Origin of the sequence: Faecalibacterium sp. OM04-11BH (assembly GCF_003482185.1) — a bacterium.
GTDB classification, from domain to species: domain Bacteria; phylum Bacillota; class Clostridia; order Oscillospirales; family Ruminococcaceae; genus Faecalibacterium; species Faecalibacterium tardum.
The window spans coordinates 1-20166 of sequence record NZ_QULS01000007.1 but is presented as its reverse complement, the minus strand read 5'-3'; the positions used below and the strand labels follow the sequence as shown (position 1 = coordinate 20166).

General features: G+C 48.0%; 22 protein-coding genes. 15 read left to right on the top strand and 7 right to left on the bottom strand.

The window, feature by feature from the left end; all coding sequences use genetic code 11:
• Nucleotides 1–28: 28 nt before the first annotated feature.
• The 5 genes from DXB44_RS07710 to DXB44_RS07690 all read right to left on the bottom strand — a co-directional run bounded on the left by DXB44_RS07710 (nucleotide 29) and on the right by DXB44_RS07690 (nucleotide 2321).
• Entirely contained in the window at nucleotides 29–427 is a 399-nt protein-coding gene (locus DXB44_RS07710) for a hypothetical protein (RefSeq protein WP_118658307.1), read from the bottom strand.
• 198 nt (nucleotides 428–625) lie between these two features.
• Entirely contained in the window at nucleotides 626–826 is a 201-nt protein-coding gene (locus tag DXB44_RS07705) for a helix-turn-helix transcriptional regulator (RefSeq protein WP_118658306.1), read from the bottom strand.
• A gap of 69 nt (nucleotides 827–895) precedes the next feature.
• Entirely contained in the window at nucleotides 896–1180 is a 285-nt protein-coding gene (locus DXB44_RS07700) for a hypothetical protein (protein WP_118658305.1), read from the bottom strand.
• 69 nt (nucleotides 1181–1249) lie between these two features.
• Nucleotides 1250–1912, bottom strand: coding sequence for a SprT-like domain-containing protein (locus DXB44_RS07695; protein ID WP_118658304.1), 663 nt, complete (start codon nucleotides 1910–1912; stop codon nucleotides 1250–1252).
• A 133-nt stretch (nucleotides 1913–2045) separates the two neighbouring features.
• Nucleotides 2046–2321 (bottom strand): hypothetical protein, encoded by a 276-nt coding sequence (locus DXB44_RS07690; protein WP_118658303.1) that lies wholly within the window; start codon nucleotides 2319–2321, stop codon nucleotides 2046–2048.
• Between the two features lie 164 nt (nucleotides 2322–2485).
• Between DXB44_RS07690 and DXB44_RS07685 the strand changes: the two genes are divergently transcribed.
• On the top strand, nucleotides 2486–2797 hold the full coding sequence (locus tag DXB44_RS07685) for a hypothetical protein (protein ID WP_118658302.1): 312 nt from the start codon (nucleotides 2486–2488) through the stop codon (nucleotides 2795–2797).
• Nucleotides 2798–2965: 168 nt separating this feature from the next.
• Here the strand turns inward: DXB44_RS07685 and DXB44_RS14780 are convergent, their stop codons facing one another.
• On the bottom strand, nucleotides 2966–3643 hold the full coding sequence (locus DXB44_RS14780) for a site-specific integrase (protein WP_243111086.1): 678 nt from the start codon (nucleotides 3641–3643) through the stop codon (nucleotides 2966–2968).
• On the bottom strand, nucleotides 3609–4112 hold the full coding sequence (locus DXB44_RS14775; RefSeq protein ID WP_243111085.1) for an N-terminal phage integrase SAM-like domain-containing protein: 504 nt from the start codon (nucleotides 4110–4112) through the stop codon (nucleotides 3609–3611). Before DXB44_RS14775 ends, DXB44_RS14780 begins: the two co-directional genes overlap by 35 nt.
• Before the next feature lie 262 nt (nucleotides 4113–4374).
• On the opposite strand from DXB44_RS14775, the gene DXB44_RS07675 reads away from it, so the two are divergent.
• The 14 genes from DXB44_RS07675 to DXB44_RS07610 all read left to right on the top strand — a co-directional run bounded on the left by DXB44_RS07675 (nucleotide 4375) and on the right by DXB44_RS07610 (nucleotide 20118).
• On the top strand, nucleotides 4375–6345 hold the full coding sequence (locus DXB44_RS07675; protein WP_118658301.1) for a Helicase associated domain protein: 1971 nt from the start codon (nucleotides 4375–4377) through the stop codon (nucleotides 6343–6345).
• A 15-nt stretch (nucleotides 6346–6360) separates the two neighbouring features.
• A complete protein-coding gene (locus DXB44_RS07670) occupies nucleotides 6361–7113 on the top strand; it encodes a sugar transferase (protein WP_118658300.1) in 753 nt (250 codons plus the stop codon).
• A 12-nt stretch (nucleotides 7114–7125) separates the two neighbouring features.
• Nucleotides 7126–8262, top strand: coding sequence for a glycosyltransferase family 4 protein (locus DXB44_RS07665; RefSeq protein ID WP_118658299.1), 1137 nt, complete (start codon nucleotides 7126–7128; stop codon nucleotides 8260–8262).
• A complete protein-coding gene (locus DXB44_RS07660) occupies nucleotides 8259–9281 on the top strand; it encodes a glycosyltransferase family 2 protein (protein WP_158581882.1) in 1023 nt (340 codons plus the stop codon). The genes DXB44_RS07665 and DXB44_RS07660 overlap by 4 nt, the downstream gene beginning before the upstream one ends.
• A 73-nt stretch (nucleotides 9282–9354) precedes the next feature.
• Nucleotides 9355–10344 (top strand): glycosyltransferase family 2 protein, encoded by a 990-nt coding sequence (locus tag DXB44_RS07655; RefSeq protein ID WP_118658297.1) that lies wholly within the window; start codon nucleotides 9355–9357, stop codon nucleotides 10342–10344.
• 59 nt (nucleotides 10345–10403) lie between these two features.
• Nucleotides 10404–11504: a polysaccharide pyruvyl transferase family protein gene (locus DXB44_RS07650; protein WP_118658296.1), complete on the top strand. Its 1101-nt coding sequence runs from the start codon at nucleotides 10404–10406 to the stop codon at nucleotides 11502–11504.
• Entirely contained in the window at nucleotides 11505–12680 is a 1176-nt protein-coding gene (locus DXB44_RS07645; RefSeq protein ID WP_118658295.1) for a Coenzyme F420 hydrogenase/dehydrogenase, beta subunit C-terminal domain, read from the top strand.
• A gap of 56 nt (nucleotides 12681–12736) precedes the next feature.
• On the top strand, nucleotides 12737–13852 hold the full coding sequence (locus tag DXB44_RS07640) for a glycosyltransferase (RefSeq protein WP_158581881.1): 1116 nt from the start codon (nucleotides 12737–12739) through the stop codon (nucleotides 13850–13852).
• A 19-nt stretch (nucleotides 13853–13871) separates the two neighbouring features.
• A complete protein-coding gene (locus DXB44_RS07635) occupies nucleotides 13872–14861 on the top strand; it encodes a glycosyltransferase family 2 protein (RefSeq protein ID WP_118658293.1) in 990 nt (329 codons plus the stop codon).
• A 79-nt stretch (nucleotides 14862–14940) separates the two neighbouring features.
• Nucleotides 14941–16083 (top strand): hypothetical protein, encoded by a 1143-nt coding sequence (locus DXB44_RS07630; RefSeq protein WP_207665887.1) that lies wholly within the window; start codon nucleotides 14941–14943, stop codon nucleotides 16081–16083.
• 1 nt (nucleotide 16084) lies between these two features.
• A complete protein-coding gene (locus tag DXB44_RS07625) occupies nucleotides 16085–17131 on the top strand; it encodes a polysaccharide biosynthesis protein (protein WP_118658291.1) in 1047 nt (348 codons plus the stop codon).
• Entirely contained in the window at nucleotides 17124–17690 is a 567-nt protein-coding gene (locus DXB44_RS07620) for a lipid carrier--UDP-N-acetylgalactosaminyltransferase (protein WP_118658290.1), read from the top strand. The genes DXB44_RS07625 and DXB44_RS07620 overlap by 8 nt, the downstream gene beginning before the upstream one ends.
• A gap of 11 nt (nucleotides 17691–17701) precedes the next feature.
• Nucleotides 17702–18898, top strand: a complete 1197-nt coding sequence (locus tag DXB44_RS07615) for an NAD-dependent epimerase/dehydratase family protein (protein ID WP_118658289.1) — start codon at nucleotides 17702–17704, stop codon at nucleotides 18896–18898.
• Nucleotides 18899–18930: 32 nt separating this feature from the next.
• Complete coding sequence (locus DXB44_RS07610; RefSeq protein ID WP_118658288.1) at nucleotides 18931–20118, top strand: UDP-N-acetyl glucosamine 2-epimerase; 1188 nt, start codon at nucleotides 18931–18933, stop codon at nucleotides 20116–20118.
• Nucleotides 20119–20166 lie beyond the last annotated feature (48 nt).

Sequence of the window (20166 nt, the reverse complement as noted above, 5' to 3'; positions counted from 1 at the left end):
GAAGTGGTGACGATGGGCGCGATGTCTATTACCGCAGCTTTCTCATATAGGCTTGGGACGTTCTTTTCTGGCTCTCATAGAAGGTAACGCCGGTAACATCATCCACGACCAGATCATCATAAGGGATGCCCTTTTTGTTCAGATGATCAATGAACCAGCGCTTTTTCAGATAGCACCACGGGGTTCTGCTGAGGTCGCCGTAACTCGATGCAGGCCGCTCACATGCGTTGTAGGTTTTGCCGCAGATGTTCCACCATTCTTTACGCACTCGCTCCCGCATTTGCAGAACCTCAGATGTGCCATGAAGGCCATGCTCCTCGCCATACCGATAATCTGCCTTCTTGATTTTTGCGTTCTGTCCCGCGCTGACTGCACCAGCTGCACCAAGACCCAACATGCCTAAAAATAACGAAAAAGCGCCTGCCATAATATTATCCTCCTGTATTTTGAAGTGTGTTTGCTTTTGCTGTACCTGAAGTTTACCAAACGATGCATCCGATAAGATGGACTTACAAGGACATTTTTAAAATATGGTGCTTTCTGGCTGCCGTCGCGCGAACTGATGGATGACTGCACTATAGCAGGCAAAAAGTATCCGGTAAGGCTTCCGGTGACGGGGCACACCTCACTCCGTCAGCCCCAACAGATAATCGGTCGACACCTGATAGAATTGGGCAAGCTGGATCAGATGGGGGATCTCGGGGCATTTGTCGTGCTCCCATGCGTAGACTGCCCGGCGGGTCACACCCATGGTTTGGGCAAGGTCGGTCTGGGTATAGCCGTGCGTCAGGCGTAGATGCTGCAAACGTTCTGATATAATGGTCATAGCTGCTCTCCTTTAAATAATGGGCGTCCTCTCACAGCCCGGCGGATCTCTGTCTTTACGGATGCATTTTTAAACAACGTCAAGGGTAATGATGCCGCTCTCTTTGGTGATGATCTCATACTCGGTGGACTGGATATCCCGCAATACCAGCTTTTCAATACTCAGGATGCTGGCAAGGGGGACAGAAAGCATGGTGTGTCCGGCCATGAAATGCAGCTCTGACTTGTTCCGGTGCGTGTGCAGCTGGATGTCTTGGAACGCGATGTCTGCCCCGGAAAAAACGGCGCACCCACTGGCTTTGCACTCGGATGTCTCGGCAAGAAAGGTGTCAATAGCGATTTTATAAGTATCCATGAGGAGCCTCCTGTGATTTTATATATAGCACTACTCTCACTCGTGCCCTCACTCTCTGTCCTGCTATGATTAGTCGGCCTTCACGAACAGCTCCATGCAGTCCGCACAGATGACCCGCACTTCCTTGGTGCTCCGGATGATGGTTCCGCACTTGGGGCATACCCACCGCCGGGTGCTGCTCTTTGCTTTGGGAGGCTTGGGCGCTCCGGTCTGACTGCTGCCGGGTGCCTTGCTGCCTGCTCCGGTGCCTGCCATATCTGACCATGCCAGCCGCTCGCCCATCTGGATGTCCTGCCAGCCTTGGAAGATGATGAAGTCCAACAGCTCTTCGGACGGGCTCGTGATGGTCCAGCCATATTTTTCGTGGTGGTCGACGGTCAAGCCGTGTGTCTCGGCCTGCTCCTTAAAGCGCCGGTTGTGGTAGACCCCGTTGTTGCTCGTGTCCTTGATGCCGGTCTCCATGCAGTACTCATGCACCATCTCATGCAGCAGGGTGGAAGCGGTCTCCTCGATGGGACGGTCAAGGGTAGCCGACGAAATATTGATCTCGTACTTGTTCTCGCCGCCTGCCTGCCAGACCTTGGAGCAGGTGATATGACCATAGGCGGACGGGGTCTTTTTCAGGCTGATGATGGGCTCGGGCAGCTTGCCTGCAAAGTAGTGCTTGTTGAGCTCGCGGAACATCTTTTCCAGCTGACCAGCAGCGCGGGAGGTTTTGACAGTCTGTTTCATGATTTTTCGAACCTTTCTCTTGATAAAAAAGGCCGGGACAGGTATAATATTGGTGTAGCCCGCCCCGGCGGGTGTGTTGGGCTCTATACAACGTCAGCTTTGGTCGGCGCGCGCTGTATGGGGCTTTTCTTTTTCAGGTGATGCTCAGGCGAGTGCCGGTGACAGTTTTGCTGTACTGGTCGTACAGGTCGGGAGCTACGGCCTTGATGGCTTTGCTGTCTAGTCGGGTGCTGGAGAAATCGGACAGGCGGACTTTGTGGCAGCCTACTTCCAGATAGTTGGTAGACCGTTCTGCCAGTGCCTCGCAGATCTGGATCTTCAGCTGCTCCTGCTCAGCCTGTGCGGCCTCGATCAGTTGGGCGGCCTCCTTGTACTGCTCGACAAGGTTCAGTAAAACGTTGATACTCATGTGTGTACCTCTCTTCAAATTGTTGGTGAATGGTCGGATGTGAGAACCGGTGTTCCCGATGGCACTAGTATACGCATACTCCATGAAGTATGCAAGATGGAATGCTGCACAAGAAAAAAGGCTATAAATTGTGGAAAATGCATACTTCATGAAGTATTTGCAGAATGGACAGCTCGAAAAGATATGATATAATACCTATAAGAGTAAACAGAAAGTTGGTGCTTTGGATGGGCGGCAAAACAAGTACAGCCAGCAAACGAAAATGGAATAACGAGAATTACGAGTACACACAGCTCGTGACGCAAAAGGGCGAAAAAGAACGCATCAAACAAGCAGCAAAGCAAGCTGGGCAAAGCGTAAACGCCTATGTGGTGGAAGCTGTACGCCGCCGCATGGAGCAAGAACAGATGCTCAGTGCGTCAGACACCCCGGGGGTAGTTAAAAATCTGGAAGGGGACACTGACCCGGTAGAATGAGATAGTTGTTCCATCTCCCCAGACCTGATTAAAATCTAGCAACAGAAGGCCTCTGTCTTTCACAGAAATGTGATCGGCAGGGGCCTTTTTGCGTTAAGAAAATGACACCTAAAAAACAAAAAAGTATCCTCCACATGGAAAATGAAAGGCCGTGGCCAAAATCAAACGTTATTCCATCAGATTCATCGATTTCCTGCCCCTCATGGACACCTGATGGGAGAAAATTCGGTTCATCTCCCGGCGCTTTCGGGTCAGGTCAGAGTGCACATAGCGCTGCAAGGTGATGTTGGCGTTAGCGTGTCCTAACAATTCGCTGAGGGTCTTTACATCGCACCCCGCCTGCAGACAGGTCGTTGCAAAGGTATGGCGCAGCGCGTGCGGACGTACCTGCCGGACAGCTGCCTGTTTCAGATATGCTCTGATGCTTTTTCGGTAGCAGCGGGGTTCGGTGGGCTTAGACTCGTTGCCAGATAGAAACCATGTGGAATTACTGGCGTTTCCGCGCAGCTTTTTTAGCACAATAAGTAGCTGTTTCGGGATTGGAATTTCCCGGCGGGAGGTGCGGGTTTTCGGCGTTTGGATAACCACCTTTGTATGACCGTTTCCGCAGGAAATTCGGCAGACTGTCCTGTTGATCTTCAGCGTGCCAAGTTTCAGGTCAAAATCACCCCATTGTAAGCCGCAGATCTCGCCAATACGCAGACCTAATTCAAGCCCCAGTAATAAGCCGATTTTGCGAGGCGTGGGGTTCTCCTGCACATACTGGAAGAGCCGTTGCTGTTCTGCCGGAGAAAGGGGCACGGGTGTTTTATCAACAGCTTTTGGCAGCGCAACTTCCAACTCCATCGGACGAATCAGGCGTAAATGTGCGGCATATTCGACGCAGCATCGAGAGGCATTCCCGGGCAGAAGAATTTCCCAGTGGCTTGTGTGCGGCATCTGTGGGCACGATGATCTGCTGCATGGCCTGTTCGAGGAAGCTCTCGTCAAGGGATGCAACGGACACTTTGCTCAAAACCGGAAGAAGATACTTGTGCAGCGTGTACGAATAATGCGCATAGGTGGATTCTTTTACGGCATTTCGCTGGGAGCGCAGCCATACCTCGGCCAATGCTTCAAAGGTTAGGTCGGTTCTTTTCAGGTTATAAAAACCAGCTTCTGCTTTTTTCTGAATCAGAATCTGCTTGACCTCTGCATAGACTGTGCCATAGATATAGCCCCACTGAATCTTTCCATCCGGTGTATGCGCTTTGATATAGCGGCCTTCCCACCGACCATCATTGCGCTTATGAATGTTTTCTCCCCGTCGTGCCATTTTTGTTTCCTCCTGCGTCTTGGACACCCATCTGACCACTTATTCTGTCCACCTTCGTTTTTAGCTGGATTTTTTCATGCAGAACTGGGCAATGTGCAAAAAAGTTTCGGCTTCTGCGAGTTTTTTTCTAAGGTCAGGTGGGATACATTTGTATAATTTTCTATTGATTCCCAGATATAACCATGATAAAATAATAGGGAGAATCAAACAATGATGTCGAAAAATTGGTATCCTCCATTTTCCATGTGAAGGATACCCCTTTATGCGGAAAGGGGTGAACAAGGTGGCATTGCGTCTGTTTGAGCACAACGAGAAAGCGTACAAATCGGCAGTTCGGATGATGGAGCAGTACGGCAAAGCTGCTATTGTTCATCCGACCGGCACTGGAAAGAGCTATATTGCGTTCAAGCTGATCGAGGAAAACCCGGACAAGGTCGTGATTTGGCTTTCTCCCAGTGAATACATCTTCAAGACCCAGCTGGAGAGCCTGAAAAGGAACGACCCGGATTTTCCGCTGGCAAACGTTCACTTTTATACCTATGCCAAACTGATGTGCTGCACGCAGGCGCAGCTGGACGAAATAGCAGCGCAGAAGCCTGCCTATATTATACTCGATGAATTCCATCGTGCTGGTGCTGAATGTTGGGGCGAAAGCACGGTGGCTTTATTAAAGCTATGTCCGGATGCAAAGCTTCTGGGGCTGACGGCAACAAACATCCGATATCTGGATAATAACCGCGATATGGCCGAAGAACTTTTCGATGGACATATTGCCAGCGACATGAACCTTGGCGAAGCAGTCGTCAGGGGCATTTTGCCTGCCCCGAAATATGTGACCACGGTCTACCAGTACCAGAAAGCGCTTGCAAAATATCAGACACGAGTGGACAACCTGCGGACACCGGGCATTCAGGATGTGAATCAGAAATATCTGGACGCGCTCCGCCGCGCTTTGGAACAAGCGGATGGTCTGGATAGGGTCTTTGCCCATCATATTACAAACAAATCTGGAAAATACATCGTGTTCTGCGCCAACAAAGAGCACATGGACGAGATGGTGTCCCACGTGCCGGAGTGGTTCGCCGGGGTCAACCAGGACGTGGTGGTGTACGAAGCCTACTCGGATGATCCGAATACGGACAAGGCGTTTGCGAACTTCAAGACGGATACGACCAACCGGCTGAAGCTATTGTTCTGCATCGATATGCTCAACGAGGGCGTCCATGTGGAGGGGATTTCCGGGGTCATCCTGTTCCGACCTACCATTTCGCCCATCGTTTACAAGCAGCAGATTGGCCGCGCCCTGACCGCCGGGGATACCGCCGCCCCGCTGATTCTGGATGTGGTCAACAACTTTGAGGGCTTGACCAGTATTTCCGGTCTGCAAAGCGAGATGCAGGAGGCGGTTCATCGGCTCTATGCCAACGGCGAAAGCGATAAGATCGTGACCGAGCGGTTCGAGGTCATCGAACAGGTGCACGATTGCCGGGTACTGTTCGAGCAGCTGCAGGCAAGCCTTTCTTCCGGTTGGGAGCATTACTTCTCTGAGGCGAGCATCTACTATGCGGAGCACGGCAATTTGAACGTCCCGAAACTGTATACGACGCCCGGAGGTCTGAGCCTTGGGGTGTGGCTGGTGACCCAGCGCCGTGTGCGCGAGGGACAGATCCAAGGCAACCTGACTGAGCAGCAGATCGCACGGCTGGACAGCATCGGCATGGTGTGGAGCGTTTTTGATGCCAAGTGGGAAATGGCATATGCGCTCGCTGCGGCCTATTATGAGGAGAACGGTAACCTGAACATCCCGCGTTTCTATGTGACAGCGACTGGTGAACGGCTGGGACAATGGGTCGCAAGCCAACAATGGGCGTATCCGAAAGGAAAACTGACGGACGAACAGGTTGAACGGCTGAACCGGATCGGGATGTACTGGGGCAACCGCAATGACCGCCAGTGGAACGAAGGATATCAGGAAGCCAAGCGCTACTTTGATGCCCACGGTGACCTAAACGTCCCGGCTGATTATGTGTCACCGAGCGGATATAACCTCGGAAATTGGGTCAAGCGGCAGCGCTACACCCGCCATAATCCTGAAAAAAGTTGCGCTGTGCTGACAGAGGAACGTATTGCAAAGCTGGATGAGATCGGGATGCGATGGGAAACCAGAAATCTGAAATCTCAAAAATCATGTCTCAAATTAAAAGAAAAGGTAGAACCTGCAAAAGCAGGGTGATAGTGTGAGGAAAACATGGAAGAATTGAATTACCACGTTGATTTTGGACCGTTCTATGTCCATCTAACTCAGAAGCAGAAACGATACCTTGCGGTGAGGTCTATAATTGACCGCATTCTGGCAGCGCTGGCGCTGGTTTTGCTTTCACCTTTGTTCTTGGCGGTGAGCATTGCCCAAAAAATCAGTGCACCGGACGAACCGATTTTCTTTCTGCAAAAGCGAGTAGGTAAAGGTGCGCATTGCTTTAATATCATCAAGTTCCGAACGATGAAGAGCTCCGCGCCTAAAAATGTGGCTACGGGAGATTTGGAAAATCCGCAGATGTACATTTCCAAAGTGGGACGTTTTTTACGCGACACCAGCATTGATGAGTTGCCTCAGTTGGCAAACGTGGTTCGTGGTGAAATGAGCCTGATTGGTCCTCGTCCGCTGGTGTATACGGAACGTGAGATTCGTTTTCTGCGCCGCTGGTACGGGGTGTATCAGGTAACACCGGGCATTACTGGTTGGGCACAAATCAACGGCCGTGACACGGTAGATGTGTATGACAAGGTCTACTATGACCGGGAATATGTCCAGCATGTCAGCCTGAAATTTGATCTGAAAGTCATTTGGAAAAGTATTCAGGTCGTATTAGGTCGAAAGGGCGTTGTGGACGGAAAAATTGACCCGGAGTTCCGGAGGGAGAGTATTGTGCTCCTGCGGGAGAGCCGACCGGTGTCGATAGAGGATACAAACTGTGAAGTACAAAAAACACAAATGGTGTGAGTGAAAACGAGTATGAAAAAAATTCTTTTTGTTACCCATAATGGTCGATTTTTAGTTCAATTCGAATTAAATGACATTAGGATCTTACAAGACATGGGATATGAGGTCCATTGTGCAACGAATTTCAAAGGTGAGTCGATGCGAGTTGATGCCGAGCAAACATTGAAGGAACACGGCGTAATTTGCCATCAGATAGACATTGAGCGTTCGCCATTGAAGATGTGGCAAAACACTCGGGCATATTCTCAACTAAAAAGTCTTTTGAGGAGTGGGGATTTTGCAGGAGTACATTGTCATACTCCGATGGGTGGTGTAATCGGAAGACTAGCAGCAAGTGCAACGCATACAGCCCCTGTGATTTACACTGCACACGGTTTCCATTTCTATAAAGGCTGTCCACTGAAGAACAGATTGATCTATCAGACGGCGGAAACTTTTCTGGCTCGCTATACGGATGCACAGATCACAATCAATCAGGAAGATTTTGCAGCGGCGCAGAAGTTTCCGCTGCGTGGAAAAGCATACTATGTGCCCGGCATTGGTGTGGATGTGAAGAAGATTTCTTCTGTGCAGGTTGACCGGGCAACAAAGCGTGCGGAACTGGGGATTCCGCAGGATGCGTTGGTCTTTATTACAGTAGGAGAATTGATTCCTCGAAAAAATCAGGAATTCTTGATTCGAGCTTTTTCTAATGCAAATTTGACGAATGCGCATCTTTTGATCTGTGGAAGCGGAAGAGAAAAAGAGCATCTTGAGCAGCGGATGCAAGAGTTGAAAGTTGCAGAGAAGGTTCATCTATTAGGATTTCGCCGAGATGTTTATGAACTGTTGAAGTGCTCGGACGTGTTTGTATTTCCATCGAAACAGGAGGGGCTGCCTGTAGCTCTTATGGAAGCGATGGCTGCAGGATTGCCGTGCATTGCCAGCCGTATTCGTGGAAATGTGGATTTGTTGGAGAATAGTCGATATCTGTTTGAACCAGCGGACGAGAATGCGCTCTGCCAATTGCTGAAAGATGCGGCGAATGATGTGCAGACCGAGCAAGAGTGTGCACAGAACCGGGAAATGTTGAAAAGGTATGATACTGAGAATGTAAGCGAGTACATGAAATGTGTTTACATGGAAGTGCTGATAGGAGAAAAAGAATGACGGAAGAAATCGCTACGAGTGAAAAACTGTTGACGTTTATCATACCAGTTTACAAGGTTGAAAAATATATAAATGAATGCGTAGATAGCATTCTTAACCAGCTCACTGATGCTTGTGAAGTCATTTTGGTGGATGACGGTTCGCCGGATCATTCTGGTGTTATTTGTGATGGTTATGCAGATAGGGATTCGAGAGTAAAGGTTGTTCATCAGAAAAACGGTGGACTTGCGGCTGCAAGAAATACGGGGCTTGACTGTGCTCGAGGAGAGTATATTGCATTCGTTGATTCTGATGATTATCTGGACGGACAGTGTGTCTCCAAAATTCTAAACTGGATAACTCTTGGCGGTGCGGATATCTGTTTTATGAGAGCCAAGAAGGTGTTTCCGGATGGCAAGCAGCAGCTGCTTGATGATGAGATGAATGCTGCAGAGCTCAAAGGAAGCAAGGAGTCCGCAATAAAGTACCTGTCGGAATGTTCCAAATATCCGGGAAGCCCTTGTACAAAACTTTTTCGTCGCGCACTGCTGGAGAGAAATCACCTCAGATTCCCGGATGATAGAAGAGTATCCGAGGATTTGGGCTTTGTTCTGCAATGTATCTTGAATGCAGACTCCTACGATGCACTGCCAATAGATTATTACTACTATCGACAGGCGCGGGAAGGCTCAATTACTAATAATGTGACTTACAAATCATTCTTAGGGCTGAGAGCGTTTGTGGAGGAATCGATCAATATTCTGACGGAGAATAAAAGTCCAAAGGGAAATATTGAGCGATATGCGATGAGCTTTGTGGCTTACGAGTTTTCAATCATGATTTGGCAGTATAGCCGAATTGGAAAAGAATTCAAGAGTGAGGCTGCTAAGACGTTAAATGAGTATAGCTGGGTTTTAAGCTACGGAAGAACAAAGAAAACACATCTAGTTCGTTGGACGATGCAGATATTGGGAGTTAATACGACTATGAGAATGCTGGATATTTATATGAGACTACGCAGTAGTAATCGGGGGGGGTAAAGTGCAGTAACTTTACAATAACCCTGCAGCCTTTTGCAAATAGCTATTTGCCTGCTTGCGGAGGTTGCTGCTGATGTCTCCTGTTCTGAGTTTTATTATTCCCGTGTATAACGTGGAAGCCTATTTGAAAAAATGCATCAACAGCATTCTTGAGCAAAGCGGAGCAGACTGCGAGGTGATTCTCGTGGATGATGGATCAACCGATGGTTCCGGCCTGATTTGTGATGATTTCTCTGAGAAGAACACCAATGTCAAGGTGCTCCATCAGAAAAACAGCGGGCATTCAGCAGCACGAAATGCCGGGCTTAAAGTGGCTGTGGGTGAATATGTGTCCTTTATTGATTCAGATGATTATATCGGGCAAGGCTGCGTGAAAGAGATTCTTAACTGGATTAAGACCACTGATGCAGACATTTGCTTTATGGAAGGATACAAGCTCTTCTCGGATGGGACGACAGAGAGCCTTGGAGATGAGATCGACAGATCACAGATTTCAGGCAGAAGCCAGGAAGAAGTATTTCAGCATTTGGCAACACGCCCCAAATATCCGGGCAGTGCATGTACAAAGCTGTTCCGGCGTGAGTTCCTGATGGAGAATGATCTGAAGTTTCCGATTGATTTGACTCATGCTGAGGATTTGACGCTCTGCTTGAACTGCCTTTTGAAGGCAGAAAGGTTTGATGCACTTCCGTGTCCGTTTTATTACTACCGTCAGAATCGCGAAGGTTCAATGACAAGTAAAATCAGCGGTTCTTCCTTCCATGGATTGAGCGAATTTGTGTCAAACTTTGCAGACAGTCTCACGGATAAACAACGAAAACCTCACACGAAGATAACAGGATATGCGATGGCATTTGTAGCCTACGAGTATTCGATTCTATTGTGGGAATACAGCAGACTGAATACCGCTGAAAAGGATGCCGCTAAGGAGTTCTTACAGGATTACAAGTGGGTTTTGAGCTATGGAGCATCGAAAAAAACAAAACTGATTCAGAAGGTCGTTCGCATAGTGGGGATAGACCTGACTGCGAAACTTCTTGATGTTTATATGAGAAACAGATAAAATCCGGCAGTTGCTGTGTGCTGATTGGTGACTGTAGAGGTAGAGAGGGAGAATAAACAATGAAGGTTGCCATTATTACATTGCATCGCGTGTATAATTACGGCTCTGCCTTGCAGGCGTATGCCACACAGACTGTATTCGAGAGAGCTGGATATGAAGCAGAAGTTATTGACTATATAACAGCGCAAAGAACAAAGAAACAAATTATGAAAACAGCTGCAGCTGGAAGTAATAAAGGAATGTCCAGCACTGCATATAGATTTTTTAAGGTGTTTTCCGTTTTTCTGAAGGAAATGACATTCGGAAAATTCGTGGAAAAGAACCTGCACCTGACAAAACAATATATTACGGCAGACGATCTAGAGAAAGAACCTCCGCAGGCAGACATCTATGTCACCGGAAGCGACCAGACATGGAACAGCCAATATAATGGAGGCGTAGACCGTGGGTTCTTCCTGACCTTTGCTCCGAAAGATAAGGCTAAGGTTTCCTTTGTGGCCAGCTTCGGAAAATCGCATCTCAACGATAAGGAAGTGGCTGAGACGAAGCCTCTCATTGCGGAGTACAAAAAGTTATCCGTCCGGGAGGACTCTGCACTTGATATCCTGCATCAGCTTGGCAGAGATGATGGCGTTCAGCTCATTGACCCGACTTTGCAGCTCACAAAGGACGAATGGCTCCGGCTGGCATCTCCCAGATTGGTAAAACAGCCTTATCTCATTCTGATGCTCCTCTACAATGAAGATAACCATGCAACGGAATATGCCCGTAAGATTGCGGATAAAAAGGGGCTGAAGCTGATCAAAATCTCGTGGGAAATGAAGAAACCGCCCATGGTCGATCAGCTGTTCACCCATCGTTCTCCGGCGGATTTCCTGTCACTGTTTGCAAACGCAGATTTTGTTGTGACCAATTCTTTTCACGGTCTGGCCTTTTCCATCAATCTGGAACGGGATTTTGTGGTCGTTCCGAGAAATGAATTCAATTCCAGAATCGAGAGTCTTCTCACGCTTACCGATCTTCAGGAGCGGTTGGTCTCAACAGAAAATGCTGCGCTGGCAGAGTCGGAGAAACCTATTGATTACGGAAATGTCAACACTCGGTTGGCGGAAGAACGTCAAAAGGCAAAAGAGTACATTGAAAGTTTGAGGCAATTATAAATGTTGAACTATCTTGCTACACAAGACGAGAGCAAATGTTGCGGTTGCGGTGCCTGCGTAGAGATATGCCCCCAAAAAGCGCTTTCCATGAAACCAAATAAAGAGGGATTCCAATATCCCGCCCTTGATGTGGATTGTTGTGTCGATTGCAAATTGTGCGAGAAAGTCTGCCCAGAGATGAATCCGCCGCAAAAAGCTGAACCGCTGGATATATACGCATTGCAGAGCAAAAATGCGGAAGAACTGTTTGAGAGTTCCTCTGGTGGTGCATTCCGGTTGGTCGCAGACAGTGTTATCCAACAAGGTGGAGCAGTCGTTGGCTGTGTCTGGAATGAAAAAATGGAGCCGGTGTTGACGATTGCGGATTCTTTGGATGGACTTAGACCCATGCAGGGAAGCAAGTATCTGTCCAGTAGCACAGAGCATACTTATAGCCAGACAAAGAAACTTCTGGATGCAGGAAGAATGGTTCTATTTACCGGTACACCGTGCCAGTGCGCTGGTCTGCTCAATTTTCTGCGAAAGCCTTATGATAATCTGCTCACCATGGACTTCTTATGCCATGGTGTACCGTCACAGATGGCTTTTGATTCTTATAGAAAATCTTTGAAAAGTCTGGCAGAAGATTATCGGTTTAGAGATAAAGGAAAACACGGATGGGGGCACACATCTAGTTATTTGACTAAATCTGGTAAGAAAAGAATTTATTCTGAAGGAAGCATAAACTCATACGACTATGGATTTCTTAATGGCTATTTGAGTAGATATAGTTGCTATACTTGCAAATTTCGAGGTCGCATAAGGGCAACTGATTATACAGTGTGTGACTTCTGGGGATATCAACGCTTTTATGATGAAATTGAGACATATAGTGGGGTGTCTGCATTCCAGGTCAACACGCAGAAGGGTAAAGAGTTTATGACTCGGTTTGAACAAAACGCCCGATATCACATCGCAAAACGGGAGGATGTGGCGGTTGAAAATCCGGCCATTCTCCACTCGCATAAAGAGAACGTGCCGGAACTGCGGAAAACGATCTACCAGCAGATCCAGACAGATGGCTGGGCAGTTGTCGAAAAGAAATACCTGAGGTGCAAGCATTTTTACCTAAAAAAGCTGTGGTATGCGCTGCCAGATGGGGTGACGCGGAAGATCAAGAAAATGGCGAAAGGATAACAATGATGAAAGTACTCTATTTATCCTCTTTGTGTTCTATAAAGGAATACGAGAGGATGTTTAAGACGTATGGTTCAACATCAAGCCATGCTTCTCAGAAATTCAATCGTATGCTGGTCGATGGTTTGATTGCAAATGGCTGCGAGGTTGATGCACTGACGCAGCGCATTATCGTAAAAGGCGGAGAAAACGACCTGACAAGACCTGACGAAGAGGAAAATGGTATCCGCTATAAATATTTACCACGATACGCCAGCAAAAAGAAAAACCGTCTGATGACGATTTGGAACGCATGGCAGGAGATTCGGAAGTGGAAGCAGAGAAACCCTGATGGAGTCGTTATATGTGACATAATTTTAGGGGAACTGTCCATTGCTACATGGCTTTCCTCTTTTGGCTCATCTGTGAAGAACTATGGAATCGTCACGGATGTGCCTGGAATCAGAGCGGGTGACCAGCGAAAGGGAATCAAGGCGATTCCTCAAAAAATCAAGGACCATATGATATCTGTTTATGATGGATATATCTTCTTGACGGAAAAGATGAATGAGCGCCTGAACAAAAAGAACAAGCCTTATGTGGTTGTAGAAGGCATGGTCGATCAGGCGGTTCTTGAGATTCCAAACACGGTTGAGAACAAATATCCGGAAGCTGTATGTATGATGGCTGGTCTTCTGGAAGATATCTTTGGCGTATCAGCTCTGCTAAAAGCCTTTATGAAAACAGATAAGGCAAATGCAAGATTACTTTTTTACGGCAAGGGAAGTGCGGTCTCTGAAATCAATGCGTGTGCAGAAAAAGATCCACGGATAAAGTACTGCGGCGAATTGACCAATCAGCAAATTGTCGCGGAAGAAAAGAAAGCAACACTGCTGATCAATCCGAGACCTGCAGAAGGAGAGTGGACGGCATATTCCTTCCCGTCAAAAAATATGGAGTATATGGCATCCGGAACGCCTCTTGTTGCGTATGACTTGCCGTGCATCCCCAGAGAATATCTTCCTTATTTTTATCAGATTACAGATGAAAATCAGATGGGACAGCTCTTGCAGGAGCTTTTGTGCAAGGAACCTGAAGAGCTGCACGGCTTTGGTTTGAAAGCGCAAAAGTGGGTCACGGAGCATAAGAACGCTAAGGTGCAGGCTCATAAAGTGGTGGGAATGCTTCAATAAGAAAAAATGGAGGATGAAGATGTTTGATATTCCAGTGGTTCTTATAATATTTCGCCGATGCGATACGATGCCAAGAATCATACAGCGACTGGCGGAAGTAAAGCCTAGAAAAGTATACATACTTGCTGATGAAGGCAGAAATGAAAAAGAGATAGAACAGGCTCACGAATGCAGAAAAACAGTGGAAGCTCTCATCAACTGGGATTGCGAGGTGGTAAAAAACTACGCTGAAGAAAACCGTGGTGTTTACCGCAATATTGGTGAAGGCGCAAAGTGGGTGTTCGAGAGAGAGGAAAAAGCTATCTTTCTGGAAGATGACAATCTTCCGGAAACTTCTTTCTTTAGGTACGCCGGCGAGATGCTGGAAAAATATGAAACAGCACCGGAAGTTCTCTGGATATGTGGAACCAACTACGTAACCGATATGAATGGCAAGGAAAGCTATGCTTTTACGCAACACTTGCTGCCTTGTGGATGGGCATCATGGAGCGGTAAATTTTTGAAGTACTATGATGGAGAGTTAAGTACATTCCGTGATGAGGCGCATAAAAGAAAGTTTTATAGCAGCTATTCAAACAGATGGCTGGCACAATGGCAATACCAGTCGGTTCGCAACGAAGTTGAAAGACATGAAAGAACGGGACGATTCATTTCTTGGGACTATCAAATGCTGTGGTCGGTTAGATCGAATGGCTTATGCGGAGTAGTTCCGTTACGAAATCAGATAACGAATATCGGGGTTGATGAGTTTTCGATTCATGGCGGAAATTCAAAAAATAATATCATGACGGATCGCTTTTGCGAGGTCCCTTCCAAGCAGTTGGATTTCCCTCTTGTACACCCAAATGAAATTGCAATAAATAAGTCGGTTGAACATCAATTGGCCGATATTATTTGTCCCCCGCATTCGACTGTTTTGAAATCCTTGCTTAGTTCAAAAATGAAAAGACTGATGAAACAAGATACAGCGAAGTCGTGGAAACAAATATTAAAAGAAATGAGAAGGTGATTGTTTGAATTTGATTATTATTCTAACAATCATCTTCTGTAGCGGCTATTTCCTCTCTATTACAACACTTGGAAGCACAATGACCATCATGGCAATGGCAGTCTGCTCTCTTGTGATTATTCTCGAAGGAGTTCTCCAAAGGAAAAGAAAGCTGCAGGGAGGATTGTTAATAGGTAGGAAAACTTTCTACTTGACTGCATATCTAATAGCAATTGTGCTATTTTCTTCTGGATTGTCCAGCATTGTGGGAAAGCAAGTGATTTTGTACTTTTGTGCGATGCTTATTGTTAGTGTATGCGATTGGAATGACTTTAAAAAAGAATATATTAGGGTAATGGTTGTAATATCATGCTTTGCATTGATTGGATATGCGCTACAATACACGCCAGTTATTAATATGCTGCCCACAATGGTAAACTATAATGGAACAGTTTATGTCAATGGTATTCTATTCTCCTTTATTAAATATACATATTCGGGGTTGACAGAAAGATTGCACGGACTGTTTTGGGAGCCGGGATTGTTTGCGACATATCTGGCGATTGCAATTGCTTTCTTGAAAAAGGAGAATACAAAAAATTATTGGATTACGCTGGGTCTATTTACCGTTTGTTTGATTATGACAAAATCGGGTGCGGGCATTGCAATGATGCCACTGATCTTGATTATTAAACTGACTGATAGAAAAGATGAGGAACTGTCGTTAAGAAGGAATGTACTGCTTTGCGGAGTTCTTATTCTAATCTTTATTATTGGACAGATAGGTTCAGATGTAATTGATCAATGGCTGAACGATTATTTGTTTGTAAAATTAAATGATACATCTAATGTCAGCAATTTTATGAGAACTAATGCCGTTCTTGTTGACTTGCAAATTGCATGGAATCATTTTCCGTTTGGTGTTGGAATTGCTCAGTATGCTTCTGAAGTGGCTAAGTTCAATTCCACGTTGCAATCGTCAGGAACATCAACTATAACGACATACTTAGCTGAATATGGGGTGCTTGGAATTCCTGTTGTTTTGATATGGATTAAAGCTTTATTCCAAATAGCAGGTAGTCGTAAATTTGTTACAAGACTTGCGACTCTTCTTATGTTTTTAACAATCCTGACTAAAGAGCCACACGGTAACTTGCTCTTTATGAATTGCATTCTGTTGTACTTAACTGTTGGCTATCGGTCTGAAAATGACTTGATAAATATAAATACGGAGGAAAATTAAAATGTCTGCATTTGATAACGCAACCCTTATGATTACTGGTGGTACTGGTTCTTTTGGCTCTACCGTTCTGAAGCACTTCTTGGACTCTGACCTGAAGGAGATCCGTATCTTCTCTCGTGACGAGAAGAAGCAGGACGATATGCGCCACGAGCTTCAGGCCAAGCATCCGGAGAATGCCAAGAAGGTTAAGTTCTACATCGGTGATGTCCGCAATCCTCAGTCTATCCGTGACGCTATGCCTGGTGTTGATTACATCTTCCATGCTGCTGCTCTGAAGCAGGTTCCTTCCTGCGAGTTCTTCCCCATGCAGGCCGTCCAGACCAACATCATCGGTACTGATAATATGTTGCACGCCGCCATTGATGCCGGTGTCAAGCGTGTCGTCTGCCTGTCCACCGATAAAGCAGCCTACCCCATCAACGCTATGGGCATCTCCAAGGCCATGATGGAGCACGTCATCTACGCCAATGCCCGTGTGGCTGCTGAGCGTGGCGGTACCACCATCTGCTGCACCCGTTACGGCAACGTCATGTGCAGCCGTGGCTCTGTCATCCCTCTGTTCATCGACCAGATCAAGGCTGGTAATCCCATCACCATCACCGATCCCAACATGACCCGCTTCCTGATGAATCTGGACGAGGCTGTGGATCTGGTTATGTTCGCCTTCCAGCACGCCAATCCCGGCGACCTGTTCATCCAGAAGGCGGATGCCTCTACCATCGGCGATCTTGCCAAGGCCGTCCAGCAGCTGTTCGGTGACACCGGCACGAACATCATCGGCACCCGTCACGGCGAGAAGCTGTTCGAGACCCTGATGACCCGTGAGGAGCGCCTGCGTAGTGAGGATATGGGTCACTACTTCCGTGTTGCTGCTGACAACCGCGACCTGAACTACGATAAGTTCGTGGTCAAGGGCGAGGTTCATACCATGGCTGACGAGTCCTACACCAGCCACAACACCAATCGGCTGGATGTGGAAGGCACCGTCAAGAAGATCATGACCACCGAGTATGTCCAGAACGAGCTGAAGGGTATTCCTAATGTCTAAGGAGAAGCTCCTGTTGGTCGGTGCCGGCGGCTTCGGGCGCATGGTGGCGGAACAGGCGATGCTCCAATACGACTGTGCCTTTGTGGATGATGGACAAGCTGTGGGCACTAAAATCTGCGGCATTCCGGTGGTTGGTGGTCTTGCTAATCTGCCGGAGCTGCGGAAGGAGTATGGATTGCTGGTGGTGGGAATCGGCAACAACCAGTTCCGGGCACAGGTGTATGAAAAGGCAAAAGCCCTTGGCTATGCGTTTCCAAACATTGTTGCCCCCAGTGCCTACATCAGTCTTTACGCCAAGTTGGGCTGTGGTTGCGTGGTTCTGCAAAACGCTTGTATCCAGAATGGAGCCTCTGTCGGAAGCGGTGTTTTGCTGAATGTCGGAACGGAAGTCCACTGTGATGCAGCGGTAGGGGACTACGCCCTGATTTACACCAACAGCGTCATTCGCACTGGTGCGACTGTGGGCAACTTTACCCGCATCGGCAGCAACTGCACCATCTGCAATAACGCAACTGTGCCGGATGGCGCAGATATTCCGGACTGCACCGCAGTACACTAAGAGGTGAGAGAATGAACATTCTAGTCACAGGTGCCAAGGGCATGGTGGGGACCGCCCTGTGCAATAACCTGAAAAATATCCGGGATGGGAAGAACAAGACCCGCCCGGCATTGAATATTGAAGAAATCTTCGAGTATGATCTGAACTCCACCCCGGAGGAGCTGGACGAATACTGCCAGAAAGCAGACTTCGTGTTCAATCTGGCAGGCGTGAACCGTCCGGAAAACCCGGAAGATTTCATGAAGGGCAACTTTGGCTTTGCATCCGACCTGCTGAACTGCCTGAAAAAGCACAACAACAAGGCAACTATCATGCTGTCCTCCTCCATTCAAGCTACGTTGGCTGGCCGCTTCGGTAATAGTGAGTATGGTCGTAGCAAAAAGGCGGGCGAGGAACTGTTCTTCCAGTATGCTCAGGAGACTGGAGCAAAGGTTGCTGTCTACCGTTTTGTGAACCTGATGGGTCACAGCCGCCCCAAGTACAACAGCGCCGTCAGCACCTTCTGCTGGGCGGTTGCCAACGATGAGCCATTTACCGTCAACGATCGCAGCACCGAGCTGGAACTGCTGTACATTGACGATCTCGTAGAAGGAATGTTCGACCTGCTGGAAGGCAAGGAGCAACACTGTGAATTTGACGGTGTGGAGACTGTTCTGAAGACCGATGGCCGCTACTGCTGCGTCCCTGTGACACACAAGGTAACACTGGGCGAGATCGTTGATCTGTTGCAGGAGTTCAAGGCACAGCCGACTACGCTCATGATGCCCAAGATGCCGGACGGCTCCTTCGCAAAGAAGCTGTACTCCCTATATCTGACCTATCTGCCCACGGACAAATTTAAGTACGCTCTGAAAATGAACGCGGACAACCGTGGCTCTTTTACTGAACTGGTGCATACCGCCGATTGCGGTCAGGTGTCCATCAATATCAGCCGCCCGGGCATCACCAAGGGACAGCACTGGCACAACTCCAAGTGGGAACTGTTCATTGTGGTGGCTGGGCACGGCTTGATTCAGGAACGGAACATCAACACCGGAGAAACGGTGGAATTTGAGGTTTCTGGGGATAAGATCGAGGCTGTCCACATGATTCCCGGCTGGACTCACAATATCATCAATCTGTCTGAAACAGAGAATCTGGTGACAGTGATGACCTGCAACGAAATCTTCAACCCGAACCACCCGGACACCTTCTTCGAGCCGGTGTAAGAGAAGATACTGGTTGTCGATAGGAGATTTTTATGGAACACAATTTTACATGGAAAAACGACGGGCGCACCAAGGTCGTGATTGGCTGCGGCACCCGTCCGGAGATTATTCGGCTGGCTGCTGTCATCAAGCGCTGCCGGGAATATTTTGACTGTTGTGTGGTCTACTACAACCAGAACTGGGACAGAAACCTCTCCACCGTTTTCTGGGAAGACTTTGAACTGAAGAACACCTTCGGGGAATATGGCCCCGACATTCTGGTGCCCGTGGTAGGCGAGAATCTGGGCGTGACCTGCGGCAATATTCTGGGACGCAGCTATGAGCTTCTGTCCGAGTTGCAGCCGGAGGGCTATCTGGTGCTGGGCGATACCAACTCCTGCCTTTCTGCCATCAGTGCAAAACGACTGCACATCCCGCTGTTTCACATGGAGGCAGGCAACCGTTGCAAGGACGAGTGCCTGCCCGAGGAGACCAACCGCCGTATCGTGGACGTAATTTCTGACGTGAACCTGTGCTATTCCGAGTTTGCCCGGAAGTATCTGGCAGATACCGGTTTGCCCAAGGAGCGCACCTACCAGACCGGCTCTCCCATGGCGGAGGTGCTGCACATGAATCTGGAAAAAATCCAGAAAAGCGATGTGCTGGAACGTCTGGGACTGGAAAAGGACAAGTACATTCTGTTGTCTGCCCACCGTGAGGAAAACATTGACTCTGAAAAGAATTTCCTGAGTCTGTTCACTGCTATCAACGCACTGGCGGAGAAGTACGATATGCCCATCCTGTATTCCTGCCATCCCAGAAGCAAGCACCGTCTGGAAAAGAGCGGTTTCCAGCTGGACCCTCGTGTCCGTGTCAACGAGCCGCTGGGCTTCAATGACTACAACAAGCTGCAAATGAACGCTTTGGCAATCGTCTCCGACTCCGGCACCTTGCCCGAGGAGAGCAGCTTCTATCTGTCCATTGGTCATCCCATTGCAGCCGTGTGCATCCGCACCAGTACGGAACGCCCTGAGGCGCTGGAAGCCGGTGACTTCATTTTGGCTGGTATTACCACTCGGGAACTTCTCAACGCTACCGATATGGCTATCGAAATGAAGCAGAAGGGCGTTCTGGGTAAGCCCTGCCCCGACTACGTGGACGAGACCGTGTCCATGAAGGTGGTTCGCATCATTCAGGGATATGTCAACGTGGTCAATAAGATGGTGTGGAGAAAGTTCTGATCCCTATTCTCCGAAATGACCTGAAGGAGTACATTTTATATGGTGGAT

What these genes read in the sequence shown, in the direction of transcription:
- DXB44_RS07635 (WP_118658293.1), top strand. Translation starts at nt 13,872, where the DNA reads ATGTTTGATATTCCAGTGGTTCTTATAATATTTCGCCGATGCGATACG.
- DXB44_RS07655 (WP_118658297.1), top strand. Translation starts at nt 9,355, where the DNA reads ATGTCTCCTGTTCTGAGTTTTATTATTCCCGTGTATAACGTGGAAGCC.
- DXB44_RS07650 (WP_118658296.1), top strand. Translation starts at nt 10,404, where the DNA reads ATGAAGGTTGCCATTATTACATTGCATCGCGTGTATAATTACGGCTCT.
- DXB44_RS14775 (WP_243111085.1), bottom strand. Translation starts at nt 4,112, where the DNA reads ATGGCACGACGGGGAGAAAACATTCATAAGCGCAATGATGGTCGGTGG.
- DXB44_RS14780 (WP_243111086.1), bottom strand. Translation starts at nt 3,643, where the DNA reads ATGGAGTTGGAAGTTGCGCTGCCAAAAGCTGTTGATAAAACACCCGTG.
- DXB44_RS07615 (WP_118658289.1), top strand. Translation starts at nt 17,702, where the DNA reads ATGAACATTCTAGTCACAGGTGCCAAGGGCATGGTGGGGACCGCCCTG.
- DXB44_RS07660 (WP_158581882.1), top strand. Translation starts at nt 8,259, where the DNA reads ATGACGGAAGAAATCGCTACGAGTGAAAAACTGTTGACGTTTATCATA.
- DXB44_RS07640 (WP_158581881.1), top strand. Translation starts at nt 12,737, where the DNA reads ATGTTTAAGACGTATGGTTCAACATCAAGCCATGCTTCTCAGAAATTC.
- DXB44_RS07675 (WP_118658301.1), top strand. Translation starts at nt 4,375, where the DNA reads ATGCGGAAAGGGGTGAACAAGGTGGCATTGCGTCTGTTTGAGCACAAC.
- DXB44_RS07620 (WP_118658290.1), top strand. Translation starts at nt 17,124, where the DNA reads ATGTCTAAGGAGAAGCTCCTGTTGGTCGGTGCCGGCGGCTTCGGGCGC.
- DXB44_RS07625 (WP_118658291.1), top strand. Translation starts at nt 16,085, where the DNA reads ATGTCTGCATTTGATAACGCAACCCTTATGATTACTGGTGGTACTGGT.
- DXB44_RS07695 (WP_118658304.1), bottom strand. Translation starts at nt 1,912, where the DNA reads ATGAAACAGACTGTCAAAACCTCCCGCGCTGCTGGTCAGCTGGAAAAG.
- DXB44_RS07705 (WP_118658306.1), bottom strand. Translation starts at nt 826, where the DNA reads ATGACCATTATATCAGAACGTTTGCAGCATCTACGCCTGACGCACGGC.
- DXB44_RS07685 (WP_118658302.1), top strand. Translation starts at nt 2,486, where the DNA reads ATGGACAGCTCGAAAAGATATGATATAATACCTATAAGAGTAAACAGA.
- DXB44_RS07690 (WP_118658303.1), bottom strand. Translation starts at nt 2,321, where the DNA reads ATGAGTATCAACGTTTTACTGAACCTTGTCGAGCAGTACAAGGAGGCC.
- DXB44_RS07610 (WP_118658288.1), top strand. Translation starts at nt 18,931, where the DNA reads ATGGAACACAATTTTACATGGAAAAACGACGGGCGCACCAAGGTCGTG.
- DXB44_RS07665 (WP_118658299.1), top strand. Translation starts at nt 7,126, where the DNA reads ATGAAAAAAATTCTTTTTGTTACCCATAATGGTCGATTTTTAGTTCAA.
- DXB44_RS07630 (WP_207665887.1), top strand. Translation starts at nt 14,941, where the DNA reads ATGACCATCATGGCAATGGCAGTCTGCTCTCTTGTGATTATTCTCGAA.
- DXB44_RS07700 (WP_118658305.1), bottom strand. Translation starts at nt 1,180, where the DNA reads ATGGATACTTATAAAATCGCTATTGACACCTTTCTTGCCGAGACATCC.
- DXB44_RS07710 (WP_118658307.1), bottom strand. Translation starts at nt 427, where the DNA reads ATGGCAGGCGCTTTTTCGTTATTTTTAGGCATGTTGGGTCTTGGTGCA.
- DXB44_RS07645 (WP_118658295.1), top strand. Translation starts at nt 11,505, where the DNA reads ATGTTGAACTATCTTGCTACACAAGACGAGAGCAAATGTTGCGGTTGC.
- DXB44_RS07670 (WP_118658300.1), top strand. Translation starts at nt 6,361, where the DNA reads ATGGAAGAATTGAATTACCACGTTGATTTTGGACCGTTCTATGTCCAT.